The 17,447-nt window shown below is 45.9% G+C and carries 16 protein-coding genes; 8 read left to right on the top strand and 8 right to left on the bottom strand.

Annotated features, from left to right (window positions below; genetic code table 11):
• Position 1: 1 nt before the first annotated feature.
• From AC23P2_RS09375 to AC23P2_RS09345, 7 genes are all read right to left on the bottom strand, one after another.
• The gene (locus AC23P2_RS09375; RefSeq protein WP_487772950.1) at positions 2 to 1,066 is read right to left on the bottom strand and encodes a zinc-binding dehydrogenase; all 1,065 of its coding nucleotides are present in this window, start codon (positions 1,064 to 1,066) and stop codon (positions 2 to 4) included.
• Between the two features lie 377 nt (positions 1,067 to 1,443).
• Positions 1,444 to 2,892, bottom strand: coding sequence for a Gfo/Idh/MocA family protein (locus AC23P2_RS09370; protein ID WP_028525146.1), 1,449 nt, complete (start codon positions 2,890 to 2,892; stop codon positions 1,444 to 1,446).
• A gap of 107 nt (positions 2,893 to 2,999) precedes the next feature.
• A complete protein-coding gene (locus AC23P2_RS09365) occupies positions 3,000 to 4,877 on the bottom strand; it encodes a hypothetical protein (RefSeq protein WP_487772949.1) in 1,878 nt (625 codons plus the stop codon).
• Positions 4,878 to 5,412: 535 nt separating this feature from the next.
• On the bottom strand, positions 5,413 to 6,693 hold the full coding sequence (locus AC23P2_RS09360; RefSeq protein WP_487772948.1) for a PQQ-dependent sugar dehydrogenase: 1,281 nt from the start codon (positions 6,691 to 6,693) through the stop codon (positions 5,413 to 5,415).
• A gap of 75 nt (positions 6,694 to 6,768) precedes the next feature.
• Complete coding sequence (locus tag AC23P2_RS09355; RefSeq protein ID WP_487772947.1) at positions 6,769 to 7,710, bottom strand: M20/M25/M40 family metallo-hydrolase; 942 nt, start codon at positions 7,708 to 7,710, stop codon at positions 6,769 to 6,771.
• An 85-nt stretch (positions 7,711 to 7,795) separates the two neighbouring features.
• A complete protein-coding gene (locus AC23P2_RS09350; RefSeq protein WP_028525139.1) occupies positions 7,796 to 8,041 on the bottom strand; it encodes a GlsB/YeaQ/YmgE family stress response membrane protein in 246 nt (81 codons plus the stop codon).
• A gap of 31 nt (positions 8,042 to 8,072) precedes the next feature.
• Positions 8,073 to 8,645: a helix-turn-helix domain-containing protein gene (locus AC23P2_RS09345; RefSeq protein WP_487772946.1), complete on the bottom strand. Its 573-nt coding sequence runs from the start codon at positions 8,643 to 8,645 to the stop codon at positions 8,073 to 8,075.
• Positions 8,646 to 8,743: 98 nt separating this feature from the next.
• Here AC23P2_RS09345 and AC23P2_RS09340 point away from each other — a divergent pair, with 98 nt between their 5' ends.
• The 8 genes from AC23P2_RS09340 (at position 8,744) to AC23P2_RS09305 (ending at position 16,534) form a co-directional block, all read left to right on the top strand.
• Positions 8,744 to 9,919 (top strand): sensor histidine kinase, encoded by a 1,176-nt coding sequence (locus AC23P2_RS09340; protein ID WP_487772945.1) that lies wholly within the window; start codon positions 8,744 to 8,746, stop codon positions 9,917 to 9,919.
• Between the two features lie 87 nt (positions 9,920 to 10,006).
• Positions 10,007 to 10,696 (top strand): LytR/AlgR family response regulator transcription factor, encoded by a 690-nt coding sequence (locus AC23P2_RS09335; protein ID WP_487772944.1) that lies wholly within the window; start codon positions 10,007 to 10,009, stop codon positions 10,694 to 10,696.
• A 196-nt stretch (positions 10,697 to 10,892) separates the two neighbouring features.
• A complete protein-coding gene (locus AC23P2_RS09330; protein ID WP_487772943.1) occupies positions 10,893 to 12,221 on the top strand; it encodes a S41 family peptidase in 1,329 nt (442 codons plus the stop codon).
• Positions 12,222 to 12,494: 273 nt separating this feature from the next.
• Positions 12,495 to 13,238, top strand: a complete 744-nt coding sequence (locus AC23P2_RS09325; protein ID WP_487772942.1) for a dioxygenase family protein — start codon at positions 12,495 to 12,497, stop codon at positions 13,236 to 13,238.
• 23 nt (positions 13,239 to 13,261) lie between these two features.
• Complete coding sequence (locus tag AC23P2_RS09320) at positions 13,262 to 13,942, top strand: pirin family protein (RefSeq protein ID WP_487772941.1); 681 nt, start codon at positions 13,262 to 13,264, stop codon at positions 13,940 to 13,942.
• Between the two features lie 58 nt (positions 13,943 to 14,000).
• On the top strand, positions 14,001 to 16,040 hold the full coding sequence (locus AC23P2_RS09315) for an OPT family oligopeptide transporter (RefSeq protein ID WP_487772940.1): 2,040 nt from the start codon (positions 14,001 to 14,003) through the stop codon (positions 16,038 to 16,040).
• 61 nt (positions 16,041 to 16,101) lie between these two features.
• A complete protein-coding gene (locus AC23P2_RS09310; RefSeq protein ID WP_487772939.1) occupies positions 16,102 to 16,338 on the top strand; it encodes a hypothetical protein in 237 nt (78 codons plus the stop codon).
• A complete protein-coding gene (locus tag AC23P2_RS09305; RefSeq protein ID WP_487772938.1) occupies positions 16,313 to 16,534 on the top strand; it encodes a hypothetical protein in 222 nt (73 codons plus the stop codon). The genes AC23P2_RS09310 and AC23P2_RS09305 overlap by 26 nt, the downstream gene beginning before the upstream one ends.
• A gap of 121 nt (positions 16,535 to 16,655) precedes the next feature.
• Here the strand turns inward: AC23P2_RS09305 and AC23P2_RS09300 are convergent, their stop codons facing one another.
• Positions 16,656 to 17,381 carry a 3-keto-disaccharide hydrolase gene (locus AC23P2_RS09300; protein WP_487772937.1) on the bottom strand — a complete coding sequence of 242 codons (726 nt, stop codon included), beginning with the start codon at positions 17,379 to 17,381 and terminating at the stop codon, positions 16,656 to 16,658.
• Between the last annotated feature and the right edge of the window lie 66 nt (positions 17,382 to 17,447).

The following is a 17,447-nucleotide window of genomic DNA, read 5'->3' as shown; positions in this document are numbered from 1 at the left end:
GTTAAAGGTGGTTTATACGAATTCCTACGCGGAGGGGTTTGTATTTGAGGGCATATTGGAAGGCTTGTTCGGCCTCAGAAAGAGGAAACTCTTTGGCGACAATTTGTTCAAAAGGGAACGACCGATGGTGCTCAGAAATAAAGGCCACGGCATTGGCAAAGTCGTCGTAATTGTAGTTATGCAATCCGCGAATGGTGATTAGGCGGCGAATAATCTGTTCGGCGTCTATTTCGATTTTACGGTTTTTAAAAACAGCACCTACCCACACCGCTACGCCTCCTACGCCGAGGGCTTCGATGCCCGCTTCCATGGCAGTAGGCGCGCCGCTCATATCAAAGACAATGTCGATGTTGGTCTCGATAGTGTGGGGCTGAAGCAAATGCGTTTGATCTACTCCAAAAGGAATGGCCTGCTGCAAACGGTGTTCGTCAATGTCGGCTGCGATGATTTTGGCGGCACCAGCTACGCGGCACATCGCCGCACACACGACACCCAACAGCCCCATTCCAGTAATGAGTACGTTTTTGTTTTGTAGGTTTCCCGCCAGCCGAAGTGCTCCTGCCACGGTAGCCACGGCGCAGTTGATGGTTGCCGCCACGGGAAGGGGCACTTCCTCAGGAAGTTTAAGTACCGCCGTGTTGGGTTTCAGAATGGTATATTCGGCCAAACCACCGTGAAAACAGTCGTCGTCGGTAACGAGGGCATGGCCGTATTTGAAGACATTGTCAGCTTTTTGGGGCATTCCACGCTGCGCCATGTCGGATTGGTCATTGGCCGAAAAAATACTCCACGTAACGACGTCGCCCTGGCGAAGCTGTGCTCCTGAATAGTCTCTCCCCGAATGAGTATCGCTTATTTTAACAACTTTCCCGACAATCTCGTGACCCAATACCGTGGGTGTTTTTTCCTTTCGTAGGCCGCAAAATGTGTGTAAATCGCTGCCGCAAATGGTAGTGTAAAGGTTCTGAACCAAGATTTCACCTGGGCGTAATTCAGGTATTTTTTTGTTCAGCAATTCCATTTCCTCCCCTGATGCCGTAAACACTACAATATTTCCAGAATCCATTGTTTGCAATTCCTTTTTTACAAATGAAAGTGAAATCACAAAGGTGAGGTTTTTTGTTTATAATTACTGAACTTATGTTTATAAAACAGTTTGAATGCATTAAAAAAAGTAGCCTCAGCGAGGCTAAATCTTAGTAGAAAAAGGGGGTAAAGGCCATCCAAAAGCCCCATCGGGGTGACATCTTTGATCGAATGTCGTCCGCCCAGATGGGGCTTTGTGGTGGATTTGATTCATTTTTCTACTAAGATGTAGCTCCTCTGGAGCAATCAATAGCCACTCCAGATTTTAATGCGTTTAACCGTTTATAAAACAGCAAGACCTTCCAAGTTTTGAAAACTTGGAAGGTCTATGAAGGGCGATGATTACATACTAAAAAATTATAGATTTAAGCTCCAGCCTTCGCGGTAATCACGTTTTACAAATTGGTTGGCCAAATCATAATTCGTAATTTTCATGTTGGGCGCGTCATAATACAATTTCTTACGGCCATTATATCGGTCAACCGAACGCTTGGCAGTTGGGTTATCGCGCAACATCCAGCTACGGATGGCTAAGTTACCAATCAAAATACTTTCAGTAAAAGGTGCAGCATACTCAAACGGCGAACTCGTCACGCCTTTGCCATAGCCTGCAATACACGCATTCACCCACTGCAAATAGTGGTCTTCGTTAGGAACGCGCGGTATGGTTTCGGGAATGTTGAGGGTTTCGTTGGCTTTCAGAGGCAACAAACGAGGTTTAGCACCGTAGCAATCGGCCATGAGTTTGCCTTTGGTACCAATAAAAAGTACGCCACCGTCGGAGTTTCCAAAGCTTTCACCTGGCAACAATTCTTCGGGGAGTTCGGGTAAAATACCACCGTCGTACCAGCTTACTTTGATGTTTCCTTTGCCGTCTTTACGCGGATAATCCAAGTGGATGGATGTCGAAAAGGGCGTCCAGTCGGGATTGTCGTCTTGCGGACGGAGGGTAAACGTCCACGTACCTGCTACGCTACACTCAACCGAAGTGGGATAATCAATCGGTAAAATACGATATACGGGATCCATGATGTGGCAAGCCATGTCTCCGAGTGCTCCCGTACCGTAAGGCCACCAACCACGCCAGTTCCAAGGCAAATAGGCTTCATTGTAAGGCACTTTTTTGGCAGGACCGAGCCACAAATCATAATCCAATTCTTTGGGAACTTCGTAGGTTTTGTCAGTCGGAATGGCTTGTGGCCAAACGGGTCGATTGGTCCATGTCAATACTTTATGCACGTCGCCAATTATGCCCGAGTCATAAATTTCTTTCATCCGACGAACGCCATTGCCCGAACCACCTTGGTTACCCATTTGGGTGACCACTTTGTATTTTTTCGCCGCCATGCCCAAAATCCGCGCCTCATAAATATCATGCGTCAGTGGTTTTTGGGTGTAAACGTGTTTACCCAATTGCATCGCGGCCAGCGTCGCTACGGCGTGGGTATTGTCGGGCGTAGAGATAGAGCAGGCGTCGATATTTTTATGTTCTTTCGCTAACATTTCTCTGAAGTCTTTGTAATACGTTGCTTTAGAAAAACGCGTGCGGGACTCTACGGCCTGACGGTCGTCCACGTCGCAGAGGGCAACAATGTTGACGTTGGGGCTGTTGGCAAACGACGCCAAATCGCTTTTCCCTTTTCCACCGACGCCGATTCCTGCGATGTTGAGCTTATCGCTCGGTGCAACGAAACCTTTACCTAATACGTGACGAGGAACAATGAAAAAAGAAGTGGCTGCCACCGACGAAGCTTTCAAAAAATCGCGACGACTGTTGGCGTGTGGAGTGATTTTTTTTTCTTCCATGAGGATACTGGTTTTTGGGGGTTTAAGAATTTTCTATACTACTGATTTTTAGCACAATAGTACCTCCCTTTTCTCAGGTTTTTCTCACGGATTTTCACGGATGTTTTTCACATTTTGATCACAACATCATCCACGTAGAAAATCGCTGGTACAACGGGCTCGTCGGCACCTACCAAGGGCGGGTGTGGGTCTTCGTTCGGGGTTTTTCGGTTGGGTAAATCACGGTACTGGCCAGTGCGAAGCGACAGGCGTTCTACTGATTTTACTGCTTCTGCCAAAGCCGCCTTTTCTACCACTTTCTTGCCGTTGATGGCTAAGTCGAAAGAGCCGCCCGTGAGTTGGGCATTGACCGAGAACGTTAACGTGTACCATTGTGAGGCATCATACGTTTGGACGATTTTTTCGGCCCCTCCATCAGTCACAACGATATTCCCTTTTTCGTCGAACCGTACCCGAACAGGGCGGTTACCGTAGCGGTCGGTGAGGTCAATTTCCAACGAACCTGTCTTGTTTTGGGCGGGTGATACTGCCAGCGAACATTCGACTTGGCTACCCTCTTCAAACACCCGAATGGCGCGTGCATAATCGTAAGGGTCTTTATCGGACAATTCGAGGCATTTACCTTGTTTTTGGGGTGTTGCCACGACTGTGATAGGTGCCCATTGAGGAGCATAAACATTCCAATCGGGTACTGAGCCGTTGTTTTGAAGGGCGTTGAAGTCGTCGTTGACATCGCCTTTGACTTCATAACGCACGGGCGTAGGAATGCGACTAATCCAAATATCTTCTTTATTCATGCTGTACGACAGCCACATATCGTTGCCAGGCGGGTTGCCATTTCCCTCTTCTATGCCGCGCATATAACACGGCCCGAAATCTTTCCAACGTCCAAAAAATCGACGCGGCGGCACTTCGCCTTGTACCAAAAGCATATTGTCGAAAATAGCCCCGTCGTCGCCCGTAATAATCACGAGAGGAAAGCGATGTTCGTCCATTTCAATGGGATTGTAGCAAATGGCATAACGCCCGTCGTCGGTGCGTTGCCCCCACTGTTTCCCTCCCGCCATGGTCAACGTAGGGACTTTAACGGGCGGAGAAAAAGTAGTTCCTTCGTCATCAGACAAGGCCGCTTTGGAGCGCTTCCAGAGAGCTACTACTTTGCCATCTTTTCGATGATAATAGGATAATGCCTGAATATCAAGCGATTTGTCGAGGTTGTTTTTGTAAAAACCGTCCAAGCCGTTGTCTTCTTCACGCCATTGTAAAGTCATCAGTTTATCGCCCAAGAGCGCATTACAAGCCTCCACAAACCCTTGGTCAGTTGATTTTTTGTAAAAAGGGTAAGACGTATTTTTTTCGCCCCACTGAGTGCCATCAACGGCCTTGTGGCTGCTGTAACGAATGAAGTAAATCGGCCCATACGTCCCATCTTTGTAGGCTTCCCTCACCACTCGCCCGATGCCACCTTCTCGAAAGGGTTCTTCGGCATGGGCATAAAAAGCCAAGACTAGCAAGCGGCCGTTGGGAGCAGTATAAAAACCCATTCGCTGATGCATCATGTAACCATTTGAGCCTTTGGGGATTTTAACACCCTTGGGAGCGACGTACGGCGGAAAGACCACCGTAGGTTTATCCCATATTCGCCCATCTTTGGAGGTGACGACCAAGGTTTGGCCAGGGGCGATGTGTTCATCAACGGGGTTACTGAGGTATTGTTGGTAAAACGTGTTGTTCCAATAACAAATCGTAGAAGCGTGGTTGTACGTCCAGCCAAAACCATCGGCCAATTCAGGATGCGTACGATTGACGCGTACCGTTTGCCGACTTTCCACGCCAATGGCATACCGCAGCCGCCCTTCGTGGACTTGTGGGTCGGCGCTGATGCCACCTACGTAGCGTACGGGCTCATGGACGCTGCCCGTTTGGGCGAAGGTGGTGGATAGTCCAATACCAAATATAACAGCAGTCAAACACAGTTTTTTCATTCCTCTCAACGGTCTTTCTTAGAGTACGTTGGAGAAGGGGATTTGGGCTAAGGGAGGTAGTGGATTTTGGGCAAAAAAGTCAGTCTAAATGGAAGGATGTAAGCCTTCTTTAGTAACTTGCTCTGAAGAACTGTCTTAAAAAGGGGCCTAAAAAAGGTGATATATTAGTAGAATTTTGATATTTCGGACAAATTGAGTACATAAAGTAAAAGCTACTACTCATTGCTCCAGAGGAGCTACATCTTTGTAGAAAGAATGAATCAGGTGTAAAAAAGCCCCATCGGGGTGACATCTTTTGCTGATTATCGGCTACCCAAATGGGGCTTCGAGGAGGTCTTTATTTGCCTTTTTCTGTAAGATTTCGCCTCCCTGAGGTAAATAGCAAAAAGTTAGGCTTCTCCGAAGCGAAAATTAACAAAATCTCCCACTGCTACTACAAATGTTGTGCCTCTACCGAGGCTATTTGGTTTTTAAGTTACACACAAAAAGCCCGCGCCAATTACTGACGCGGGCTTTTTCATGCAATTAGAAAAACCTATTTCTTTGGAGCCTTGTACGTAATTTTATACAACGTCCCGTTCAAATCATCGGTGACGTAAATCGCGCCGTCTGGCCCTTGGGCAAGACCTGTGGGGCGGTGCTGAACGGGGCCAGTTGGCTTGGCGAGGTCAGTGCCTGCAAAATTATCCGCAAAAATCTCCCATGGCCCCGAAGGTTTGCCATTTTTGAACGGCACAAAGGCCACCATGTAGCCCTTTTTCAAAACAGGCGACTGCCCGTGGAAGGCAATAAACGCTCCGTTGCGGTACTTGGCAGGGAACATTTTCCCCGTATAAAACAAAAGCGCGTTGGGGCCAAGGTGAGCAGGAAAATCGGCTACGGGATTAACAGCTTTTTCACCGCCTGTTTTTTTGCCATCACCACCGTATTCAGGACATAAAATTTTCTTCTTCTGGAAGGGGTCATAATAGACGTAAGGCCAGCCAGCGTCGTCGCCTTGACGGAGTTCATAAAGGGTCTCGGCGGGTAGTTTTTCGCTGTCTTGAGGCGTGTAGTATTGCGGGAAATCTTCGTGAAACTTGCCACGTCCGTGCATGAGGGCAAAGAGCGAGTTGTTAGCTGAGTTCCAATCTAGGCCCACCACATTTTTTAAACCAGTCGCGTAGCGAATTCCGTCGCTGTAATACTGGTTCAAGCGGTCGGTTTTGAAACGCCAAATCCCCCCGATAGAATCTAACAACGGGCAAGGCATGATGCCCTGTTTGGTGCCAGGTTGTTTGCAAGTTTCGTCGTATGAACCCACGTTGACATACACGTATCCGTTGTTATCGACGGTGAGGTTTTTGGCTTCGTCGCGACCACGAGCTACGAGTCCTTTGACGATAAGTTCGGGGTTGTCGTAGTCGATAACCTCTTCTTTATCATTGAGTTTATAGCGATATACACTCGTAGCCGACGATGCGTACAAATAGCCACCTCGGATGTACATGCCTGAGCCTTTGTAATTTCCGAAGCCTATTTTTTCGTCGATAACACCGTCACCGTTGGTGTCGCGGAGGCGGTAAATCGCCTTCCCGTCTTTGAGTTTGTTGATTTTGACGTAAATGTCACCGCCTTTAGAAACAGCTAGGTGCCGTGGTGTCTCCAAATCTTCGGCCAAAATAGTGGCCGTAAAGCCCGCAGGCACTTTTATATCGGCTGCGGCCAAGGTTGGTTTTTTAGAGGGACGTGGGGAAGGTCCGCTTTTGTAAGACACAAGCGTAGTGGCAGCGGTCAAGGCTGCGGCCACCGAAAGGGTTCGTAGATAAATACTCATGAGGTTACCGAAAGGAATTTGGTGTTTATTCTGAATAAAGCACCAAACCCAATAAATATAACGAGACGAGATAGGTTACTTCACTTCTGTAAAATTTAATTTTGGTAACTTCATCGCATTTTCGATGAGTTGAATTTCAATGTTTAAGATACCTACTTCGGAAACTAAGTCTATTTTCTCAAAGTCGTCGGTGGGCTTGTGGTAGTCGTCGTGTCCTCCCGTGTGGAAAAACAAAACAGGAATCTTTTTGGCATAGAAAGATGCATGGTCAGCGCCACCGCTACCCGAATTGTCCGTAAAAAATTTGACGTTTCCGCCATTCACTTCCTTAAAAATTGCGGGCCAGGCATCACTCGTTCCGTAGCCCCCAATACCTACGCCACGGTCGGGAGCATAGCGGCCAATCATATCCATGTTGGCCATAAAGTTGATTTTATCCAAAGGCAACGTCGGGTTATTCACAAAGTAACGTGACCCAACGAGCCCAAGTTCTTCGGCTCCGAAAGCAATAAACAAGAAATTATAGGGCTCTTTGACGTCATTTTTGGCAAAATAACGGGCCAATTCTAACAAACCCGCCACCCCCGATGCGTTGTCGTCGGCACCGTTGTGAATTTGCCCTACGGCGTTAGCGTCACGCAGACTTCCCTGACGGCCTTCGCCCAAGTGGTCGTAATGCGCACCGATAACGATGGTATATGGGGCACCATTGTCCAGAAAACCAATCACGTTAGAAGCGGAACGAATACTGTCGGGTACCACAATACGGCGTACTTTGGCCGTAAAAGGTTGCAAAAAGCCATCGGTACCGAGGGGCGTGAGCCCATTTTTTTTAAATTGTTTGACAATATACGCCGCTGCTTTTTTATTCTCTTTGCTTCCAGTACCCCGTCCTTTCATTTTATCAGAAGCCAAAAACTGAATGTGTTTTGCGACGGATTCCGTAGTTGGACGTACGGATTGACCATGTACAAATAGCGATACGAGGAAAAAGGCGAGAACAATAAAAGGTTTCATACTACTAAAAACAGGAAATGGGGTGACTAAAATAAAACAGCCCGCAAAATACGGGCTATTTGGGTATAAAATGTTGATAAACGCTCTACTTTTTAATGAGGCCAATGATAAATAACACCAATAATGCCCCGATAACGGAGGTGAGAATCGTACTTAATAAACCTGCGCCCAACGAGACGCCAAGCTGGCCAAAGACCCAATTCCCGACAAACGCTCCCACAATTCCTACTACGATATTTCCAAAAAGGCCAAATCCAAATCCGCGTCTAATTTGACCAGCCAACCATCCTGAAATTGCACCAACAATCAATACATAGATTAAATGACTCATGGTAGTAAAGGTTTAAGGTGAAAAATATATACTATTCTTTAAAGAAATACATAACGAGCATCGAAGCCGTGGTGTCACCTACGTTGACGGGTTTGTGCGGGAGGTTAGCGTCAAAGAAAATAGAATCTCCTGCGCGTAACGTATATTTTTGGTCGCCTACGGTGTATTCTACTTCTCCGCTAATAATGTATTTATATTCGTAGGCATTGGTTTTGACCATGAAAGCGCGGGTAGCTTTGGGGGCTAGTTCCAAAATAACGATGTCGGTAGGAAGACTTTGGATGTTGCGCGTCATGATGCGTTTGTACAAAAAACCTTTGGATTGTTCTTTTTCAAACGACTGATACTCACTACTGCGTTTGACCAACACTTTGGCTTCGGAAGCTTGTTCTACGTCGGCGAAAAAATCGTTCAAATCCACCCCTAGAGAACGAATGAGGTTGATAAGTACCAATAAGGAAGGAATCGTCCGATTGTTTTCAATTTGCGAGATAAGCCCCTTGCTTACTTGGGCACGATCTGCCAATTGTTGAATCGTTATTCCTTTCGACTTGCGGTAATCTTTCAGTTTACTGCTAATTTGCAGAAGTACTTCGTTGGCCATAACTACAGAACAAACAATTATAGGATTTGGGGACAAAGTAGGAGTATCTATACCAAAAACCAAAACCTACCTCATAAATACTTATCTGCCGACAAATTATGCCTGATGACCGCAAGAATTTGGGAGGAACAAAGGGTACTTCTAATTTTCCCAAAAAATATCCTTTTGTGAAAAGCCCTTTGTCGCAACTACTGTCTCATATCGTAGGTGGAGTGGCTTTTGTGACTCTCCCTTACATATTTGCCCCCAATGGATTGGCACAGCTGCTAAGTATAACAACGAACCCGCATGAGCTAACGAGTTTTCTTGCTTACCTGCTCATGTTCGGTTTTTTTTATCTCAACTATTATTACTTGATTCCTCGTTTGTATTTTACCCAAAAGTATGTTCAATACGCGCTGAGTGTGGGGGTATTTTTTGGAATTATTTTTCTGCTTCTGGCCTCAATCGACCGCACAATGGTGGGGCCTCAGTTGTATCAAGGGGCTCCTATGGAGCATCACCATCCACCACCACCTTCTACTATGGAGCACCACCCACCTCCCAACCAGTCGCTGCCTTTAGAAGAAATGATAAAAAAAAATAAGCCGCCTGTGGGGTTTGAGTTAAGCCATGCTTTGTTTTTGTATTTAGTAGGTGTATTTGTGTCGTTGGCGTTGAGTATCAATAACCGTTTGCGTCAGTCGGAGCGAGAGAAGCTGAATACGGAATTGTCTTTTTTGAAGGCTCAAATCAACCCGCATTTTCTATTCAATACGCTCAATAGTATTTATTCATTGGCGATTGTTCAATCCCCCCATACCGCCGATGCTGTCGTGAGATTGTCGTCGCTGATGCGGTACGTAATGCGCGAAGCTGATACCGATTGGGTAGCACTGGAGCACGAACTTGGGTACGTCACTAATTACGTGGCTCTTCAACAACTTCGACTAGATGATACGGTAGAGGTAGATTTTGCCGTTGAAGGCCACTCAAATGGCTACAAAATAGCCCCACTGCTGCTGATTTCGTTTATCGAAAATGCGTTTAAGTACGGCGTAAATCCTCAAGAAAAATCGCTGATTCGTGTACGAATTTCGGTGAAAGAAGGGGTGTTACACTTAACTACATTTAACAAAAAAGTGAGGGTGTTTTACGATGAAGAAGTGTCGAGTGGGATAGGTATTGAAAACACAAGAACGCGATTAGAGTTGTTATACCCTAATGATTATGAATTGATAATTGGGGATGAAGCCGAAAGCTTTACGGTTGATTTACGTTTGCGCCTACGATAAAGGCGGATTGTGTGTGTGTGTCGGGTTGCTCACAACCCGATTGTTTTTATATTTGAAAAAAACAAGCATCTAGCCCCTACCTCAATTATGCTAAAGACAATTGCAATCGACGACGAACCGCCTGCGCTACGCATAATCACTCATTTTTGTGGCCAAGTGCCGTTTCTCGCTCTTCAAAAGACATTTTCACGTACGGATGAGGCGTTGGCCTATTTGGCTCAAAACGAAATTGATTTGTTGTTTTTAGACATCAATATGCCTGCCATGTCGGGTATTGATTTTTACAAATCTATACCAAAGGCAGCGATGGTGATTTTTACAACTGCCTACGCCGAATATGCCGTAGAGGGCTTTAATCTCAAGGCAATTGATTATCTCCTTAAACCATTTACTTTCGAACGTTTTCAGCAGGGTGCTCAAAAAGCGCTGGAGTATTCTCAGTTTATCAAAAAATCTGAGACGGTGGTGGAATATTTGTACATAAAAGCAGATTATAGTACGTATAAAGTTGCGGTCTCGGACATCGTATTTATCGAAGGGCTAGATGATTATTTGAAAATCCACCTAGAAAATGCCAAGCCTATCGTCGCGCGGATGACAATGAAAAGCATGACCGAAAAATTACCTTCACGGGATTTTATACGGGTGCACCGATCGTTTATTGTCCCACTACGACGTATCGAAAACGTTCGTAATAAGGTGATTACGTTAGGCGGCGACGAAATTCCTATCGGAAATAGCTACGAAGCAGAATTTTTCAAACGCTTTTCTTCCTAGTAAGTGGAAGCGGTTTCGTTGCTGTGCCCGTGGTTTCTCAAAACCACGGGCACAGTTTTCTGCAACGCTAGTACGAGGAGATGCGTAACAGCAATTGTTAACGCAATCATCCACTTTTGAGCATCGACCGAATTTGCCAGACATCTCCCTGTTTTTTTTCTCCTTCACTAAAACAAAAAACAGTATCATGAGCAACATGGCAAAACTTACTATTGGGATGATTGTGGCGTTTTGTATTGCCCTTTTTAGTTGCAAGCAGAACGAGTTAGACCCCCAAACTAGCACGGGTAGTACTTCATCGAACACCTCCACTACCACGGCCGATATTCGAGATTCGTTGTGGTTGTATATGCAAGATGTGTATTTGTGGTACGACAAACTTCCAACTACGTTCAATCCACGTTCGTATGCCGATCCAGAAAGTGAGATGGACGCATTGCGTACGTATCAAACGCTGGATCGTTGGTCGTTTGTCGAAAAAGCGAGTACCTTCAATAGTTATTTCTCGGATGGTGAAACACAAGATTTTGGGTTTTGGATAAAATACGATGCCAACAACGACCTTCGTGTACGCTATGTATATGCGCAGTCGCCAGCGGGAAAAGCTGGGGTAGAACGGGGCTGGAAACTGACGACGCTCAATGGTCAGTCGGTGAAATCAATGACGGATGATGCCATCGTTAGTGCATTCTATGACGCCACTTCCACCACGTTTGGATTTGAAAAATCGGACGCAACTACGTCCACAGTTGCGCTAACGGCCGCGACTTACACGATGAATACTGTTCTTTACACTAAAACGTACGATGTGGCAGGGCGAAAAGTCGGGTATTTGGTATTTAATAGTTTTACAGGAACGCCGTCGCAAAATGAGCTAAAAACCGTGTTGAGTAGTTTTGAAAGCGCGGGCGTCAATGAGCTCGTGGTAGATTTGCGCTATAACGGTGGCGGGGATGTAGAAACCCAAGTTATGCTAGCCAATGCACTTGCCCCTACGAGTGTTACCAAATCATCGGTGATGTTTAGCTATCTACATAACGCTAAACTTTCGCAGTGGAACGAAACAATTCGTTTTTCTAAAACAGGTTCACTGAATCTCTCTCGTATTTTCTTTATCACCTCTGCCGCAACGGCTTCGGCCTCGGAGTTGCTTATCAACAACCTGAAACCTTACCTCGACGTGAAAACGATTGGTAGTACTACGCACGGAAAACCTGTAGGCATGTATGGTTTTGAGGTGATGGATTACGTCATTGCTCCGATTGCGTTTAAGACTGTCAATGCCCAAAATGTGGGTGATTATTACACAGGATTGGCCGTGGATGCAGCCGTATCGGATGGGTTGACCAAAAACTGGGGAGATACCCAAGAAAGCTGTCTGGCCTCGGCCTTAAATTATATCCAAACGGGAAGTTTTACGGTGGCTACCAATGCGCGTTTATCAACAGAGCAAGTAATTCTTAACCAAACTTTTGATAAAAAAATGGTAAAAAACTCGTTTGCAAAGCCTGCTCATACCCTATAAATTGTTCTAAGGTTTCCTCTCCCCCTTGCTGAGATTATCTAGTAAGGGGGATTTTTTTGTAGTAAAATCACTGAATATATTCCAATTGCACCGTGGTCAGACGATAGTCAGACCACGAAGGGCACAGGCACACCAATTGGTCTGACTATCGTCTGACCAGTGTTTACCGCAACATTTGAGCCCTTTACCTCAAAAAAAGCTTTTTGCACAACGTTGCAAATGCCTTGTACGTATAGGTAATTAAAATCACTCATTCAAACGAATCAAACGAACATGGAACGCAAGGAATTTTTGAAAAGAAGCTTGTCACTTTTAGGAATTGCAGCAGTAACACCCCTCGTAAGTGCCTGTAGCAAAGACACCGTTGACCCTACCACGTCAACTTCGGGTTCTACGACATCGCAAGGCTCTACCAATGGCTCTTCGAGCTCTAACTGTACAGTAACAAATTCAGAAACCGAAGGGCCGTTTCCTACCAAAACTCCTAGCTCTTTGGTATTGAAAGACATCCGTTCTGACCGCTCAGGGCTTCCGATGACAGTGGCGATTAACATCAAAAACAAAAATAACAACTGTACAAATCTCGCGGGAGCGTTGGTGGATATTTGGCACTGCGATGCCGACGGCAACTACTCAGAATACGGCGGTACAGGTATGCAGAGTACCAACTACACGTCAGTTCATTTTTTACGGGGACGCCAGACGACCGATACGTCGGGCAATGTAGGTTTTACCACTATTTTCCCTGGTTGGTATTCAGGACGGGCGGTACATATTCACGTACACATTTATGATTCGACGGGTAAGTCGTTGTTAGTAACCCAAATTGCCTTTCCTGCCGACGTGTGTGATACAGTATTTACAACTGCTACCAACTACTATAAAAAAGGCAAAGCAGATACGACCAACGAAAAAGATAACGTATTTGGAGACGGGTATGCCAACGAGCTTGCAACGCTTTCGGGAAGTGTTGCCAATGGATATACTTTAACCCACACCATTGTTGTAAGCGCGTAACCCATTATATTGATTCATAAATCATGATGCCCCAAACCAACGCCATTATTTTTTTAGCCGACCAACGCGGGGTTTCACAACTCGACTGGTTTCGGAGCTACCACAGTTTCAATTTTGGAGCCTATAAGGCCGAAAACCGTGGGCCATTTGGTGCTTTGCGCGTGCTGAACGACGACACCCTAGATTACGAACGTAGCATCGAAATGACAGTTGACCAAGCGACGGATGTGGTCTTAATTCCGTTGGTTGGGGCTTTGGAGTACGAAAATAGTCTTAACCAAACGGGTTTTATAGAAGCTGGGCAAGTACAAGTTTTTTCGGCAAAGGAAGGGATGAGATACAAAGTCACCAACCCGTATCCTGACCATCTGGTCAATTTTTTGCACATTTGGCTAAAGCGTCCGCAAGAAGATTTTACCCCAAAAACAGAAATAAATACGTTTGATTTTTCGCAAAAGAATCAGTTGCTTCCTCTTTTTAATGCGTGTGTGCCAGGTTTCATCGGGCGTTATGACGGGCGGGCAGAGGATATTTATCAAGTGCAATCAGCAGGAAAAGGAGTGTATGTTTTTGTGATCGAGGGTGCATTTGAAGTCCAAAACCGCCTGCTTCATGCCCGCGATGGTTTATCGCTTTCGTCGGTGACGGAGGTGGAGTTTGAAGCATTATCGAACGATGCCATGCTGCTGATTTTGGAAACCTAATTGCGGTTTTCTATTTCAATGCTATCTTTAAGGTTTATCTCCTAAACCTTAAAATTCCATGGAATCAAAAGACTTCAAACCCTACGTTCCCAACGAAAGTAGCGTCGCCGAATTCACCGTCAAATCGGTCGTCATGGGTGCTATTTTTGGCGTATTATTCGGCGCTGCTACGGTATATTTATCGCTCAAAGCGGGGCTTTCGGTTTCGGCCTCTATCCCCATTGCCGTTTTGGCTATCTCGCTGGGTCGCAGATTTTTAGGCACCACCATCCTCGAAAACAACATCATCCAAACCACGGGTTCGGCGGGCGAATCCATCGCCTCTGGTGTGGTCTTTACTTTACCTGGCTTTTTGTTCCTTTCCATGACCGAGGAAGGCAAAAGCATAGGAGCTGATTTTTTCAATTACTGGACCATCCTCACGTTAGCGATTTTAGGCGGATTCCTGGGCACATTTATGATGATTCCGTTGCGGCGGTCGCTGATTGTCCAAGAACATGGCACCCTGCCCTACCCCGAAGGGACGGCTTGCGGTTCGGTGCTTATTGCGGGTGAAAAAGGCGGTGACCTTGCCAAAACAGCCTATCAGGGACTGGGCGTGGCCATGTTGTATGCTTTTTTCCAAAAAATCTTACACGTGATTGCCGAAGTACCCAAACTGGCCTCGTCCCAAGCCAGCAAAATTTTCCCATCGGCCGTCGTAAGCGGTGAAATCACCCCCGAATATTTGGGCGTAGGTTACATCATTGGCTTCCGTATTTCGGCCGTGTTGGTAGGTGGCGGACTTTTGGCATGGCTGGGTCTAATTCCCCTTTTGGCTACCCTCGTCCCTGCCGATACCATCGCCGAACAACTCATCAAGTTAGGCTACCTCAAAGACCTCGCTACCGCAGGCGGCCCAGGTGGCTGGAACCCTGATTCTCACAGCTTTACTGACACTGCATCGGCCATTTATCGCGCTTACATCCGTCAGATTGGCGCAGGTGCCGTGGCGGCGGGTGGTTTTATGGCGTTGATAAAAAGCATTCCTACCATTGTTTCTTCCTTCAGTCAGAGTTTAGCCTCAATGAAAGCAGGTGCTGATGCCACTCGCCTCCGTACCGAACAAGATTTGTCGTTTAAAGTGGTTCTTTTTGGTTGTTTAGCCCTAGTGATTTTGATGGTCATTCTCCCTCAAATTCCTGGCGACGGCTTCTTAACAAAGTTTTTGATTGCGGTTTTGGTCGTAGTCTTTGGGTTTTTCTTCGTCACCGTCGCCAGCCGCATTGTCGGCATTATTGGATCAAGCTCGTCGCCCGTTTCGGGAATGACCATTGCTACCATCATGGCTACTTCGCTGGTTTTTATTGGGTTTGGATTAACAGGAAAAATGTACGAACCTGCCGTTTTGGTCATTGGGGGAATGATTTGCATCGCTGCCGCTAATGCAGGAAACACCTCACAAGATCTCAAAACGGGGTATTTGGTGGGTGCTACGCCGCGTTATCAGCAAATTGCTCTTTTCATCGGGGTTATTGTATCGTCGTTGGTGATTGGAGCAACTGTCAAATTGCTCGATACGCCTACTCCCGACTTGGCTGCTCAAGGCATTCAGCACGCAATTGGTACCGACAAATTTCCTGCTCCTCAGGGCACTTTGATGGCCACCCTTATCAAAGGACTTTTATCGTTTAACCTCGATTGGCAGTTTGTATTAGTAGGTGTTTTTATTGCCCTCACCATCGAAATCATGGGAGTCAACGCGCTTTCGTTTGCCGTGGGTTTGTACCTTCCTCTCTCAACGACTTTGCCCATTTTTGCAGGTGGGTGCGTCAAAGCGTTTGTCAATTGGAACTCAAAACGCCAAGGCATTGAAGAAGAAGACGCCGACTTGGGCAAAGGGAATTTGTTTTCGACGGGATTGGTGGCAGGTGGTGCGTTGGCGGGCGTGGTTGTAGCTCTTCTCTCAGTCAACGACAGTATTTTTAATGCCCTTGCCAACATCAACCTCGAACATGCACTTGCTTCGACCCTCGGCGAAGGTGGGTATCAACTCCTCGGCGCAGGTTTGTTTACAGCGATGGCCGTGGTGCTGTATCGCATAGCGATGAAGCGGTAAGGTTGTTTTTAACAGTCAAATTTTCACTAAAAACTCCTATTTTTGATAAAGAATCACACTTATGGAACTGATTGTCAAACCAAGAAATGAGGAGGAACTTCAATTTGTACAGTCGGTCTTGAACCGAATGAAAATAAAAAACGAAGTACGGAAGAACGACGTAAAAAAGCGTAAAAAGCAAGAGTTTCTTGATTCGTTCGAGGGCCGTATGGAACAGCTTAATAAAGCGATTAAAGGTGAAGTTCAGTTAAAAACTTTAGACCAATTTTTAGATGAATTGGAAAATAATCCCTCTTGAAGCCTTCGAAAAGGAATTTAAGTATTTATACAAAAAATACCCTTCTTTGGTTAAGGACATTCAAAATTTAAAGAATAAACTTCTTGAAAGTCCTCAACAAGGGACTCCACTTGGCAAAGATTTATACAAAATCAGAATGCCCATTTCAAGTAAGAAGCAAGGTAAAGAACTCTTAGAGCGGCTAAATACATGGTAATTTGAATTTTTCGCCCGCAGATGTCCGCAGAATAATGGCTTTGTGAAGCCCTTTTCCTACGGACATCTGCGGCTTTAAATCTGTGCTAATCTGCGAGAAAAATTTCAGGCAATGCCTCAGCCTACTTCAACTTCCGAAGTTTAATGTTTCGGTACCAAACCGTACTTCCCCAGTCTTGTAAGCCAATGACACCCGTGAGTTGATTTTGGGCAATGGGCGCATTTTTCAACGGACTATTAGTTATCCGTTGCTTCCAATCAGCACTTGATAAGTCATGTTCTTGAACGACAAAGCCATTGAGCGTAATCGTCAATTTATTTTTCCGAAACACCACGTACACCTGATTCCACTCACCTACAGGGTTTATTTCACGGAGACGTGCGTTGGCGACACCAAAGAAATCGCCCGCACGGTGTTTATTTTCGGCCGCTCCTTCGTAAATCTTATCATCCAACACCTGAAGCTCAAGTCCCGTATTGTGCATGTTTTTATACTGCTCCGCTTCTTTCACAAAAAAGAAAATACCACTATTGGCCAATGGGCTTACTTTCCAGTCGGCTTTAAACTCAAAATCTCCCGAAACAAGCACATTTGAAACAATGTCGCCGCCATTAGGGGCTTTATTCCCCGCACGGGTAGGCACGTCTAGTTTGAGGGCATCACCTTCCACTTTCCACGCCGTTCCTACGCCTTTGCTACCGTACGTATGCCAGCCCGACACATCTTTACCATTAAACAACAATTCCCATCCTTGTTTCTTTTCTTGGGACGAAAGGGCATTTTGCGTTTGGGCTTGAGCGACCCAAGTTCCCATCAACAGGGCGAGTGAAAGTACTAGCTTATACATCGTTAAAATTAGTTTGACTGTTCGTATCCAAAGCCAAGAAGCAGACTATTTTACTTTCGTGCATTT

The sequence above is a fragment of the Runella sp. R0.1_18 genome, assembly GCF_057652155.1.
Note: the sequence above shows the minus strand (reverse complement) of the source record. Positions and strands in the feature narration are given on the sequence as shown.

Coding starts and splice junctions, on each gene's coding strand:
- AC23P2_RS09375 (WP_487772950.1), bottom strand. CDS start 1,066: ATGGATTCTGGAAATATTGTAGTGTTTACGGCATCAGGGGAGGAAATG.
- AC23P2_RS09370 (WP_028525146.1), bottom strand. CDS start 2,892: ATGGAAGAAAAAAAAATCACTCCACACGCCAACAGTCGTCGCGATTTT.
- AC23P2_RS09365 (WP_487772949.1), bottom strand. CDS start 4,877: ATGAAAAAACTGTGTTTGACTGCTGTTATATTTGGTATTGGACTATCC.
- AC23P2_RS09360 (WP_487772948.1), bottom strand. CDS start 6,693: ATGAGTATTTATCTACGAACCCTTTCGGTGGCCGCAGCCTTGACCGCT.
- AC23P2_RS09355 (WP_487772947.1), bottom strand. CDS start 7,710: ATGAAACCTTTTATTGTTCTCGCCTTTTTCCTCGTATCGCTATTTGTA.
- AC23P2_RS09350 (WP_028525139.1), bottom strand. CDS start 8,041: ATGAGTCATTTAATCTATGTATTGATTGTTGGTGCAATTTCAGGATGG.
- AC23P2_RS09345 (WP_487772946.1), bottom strand. CDS start 8,645: ATGGCCAACGAAGTACTTCTGCAAATTAGCAGTAAACTGAAAGATTAC.
- AC23P2_RS09340 (WP_487772945.1), top strand. CDS start 8,744: ATGCCTGATGACCGCAAGAATTTGGGAGGAACAAAGGGTACTTCTAAT.
- AC23P2_RS09335 (WP_487772944.1), top strand. CDS start 10,007: ATGCTAAAGACAATTGCAATCGACGACGAACCGCCTGCGCTACGCATA.
- AC23P2_RS09330 (WP_487772943.1), top strand. CDS start 10,893: ATGGCAAAACTTACTATTGGGATGATTGTGGCGTTTTGTATTGCCCTT.
- AC23P2_RS09325 (WP_487772942.1), top strand. CDS start 12,495: ATGGAACGCAAGGAATTTTTGAAAAGAAGCTTGTCACTTTTAGGAATT.
- AC23P2_RS09320 (WP_487772941.1), top strand. CDS start 13,262: ATGATGCCCCAAACCAACGCCATTATTTTTTTAGCCGACCAACGCGGG.
- AC23P2_RS09315 (WP_487772940.1), top strand. CDS start 14,001: ATGGAATCAAAAGACTTCAAACCCTACGTTCCCAACGAAAGTAGCGTC.
- AC23P2_RS09310 (WP_487772939.1), top strand. CDS start 16,102: ATGGAACTGATTGTCAAACCAAGAAATGAGGAGGAACTTCAATTTGTA.
- AC23P2_RS09305 (WP_487772938.1), top strand. CDS start 16,313: ATGAATTGGAAAATAATCCCTCTTGAAGCCTTCGAAAAGGAATTTAAG.
- AC23P2_RS09300 (WP_487772937.1), bottom strand. CDS start 17,381: ATGTATAAGCTAGTACTTTCACTCGCCCTGTTGATGGGAACTTGGGTC.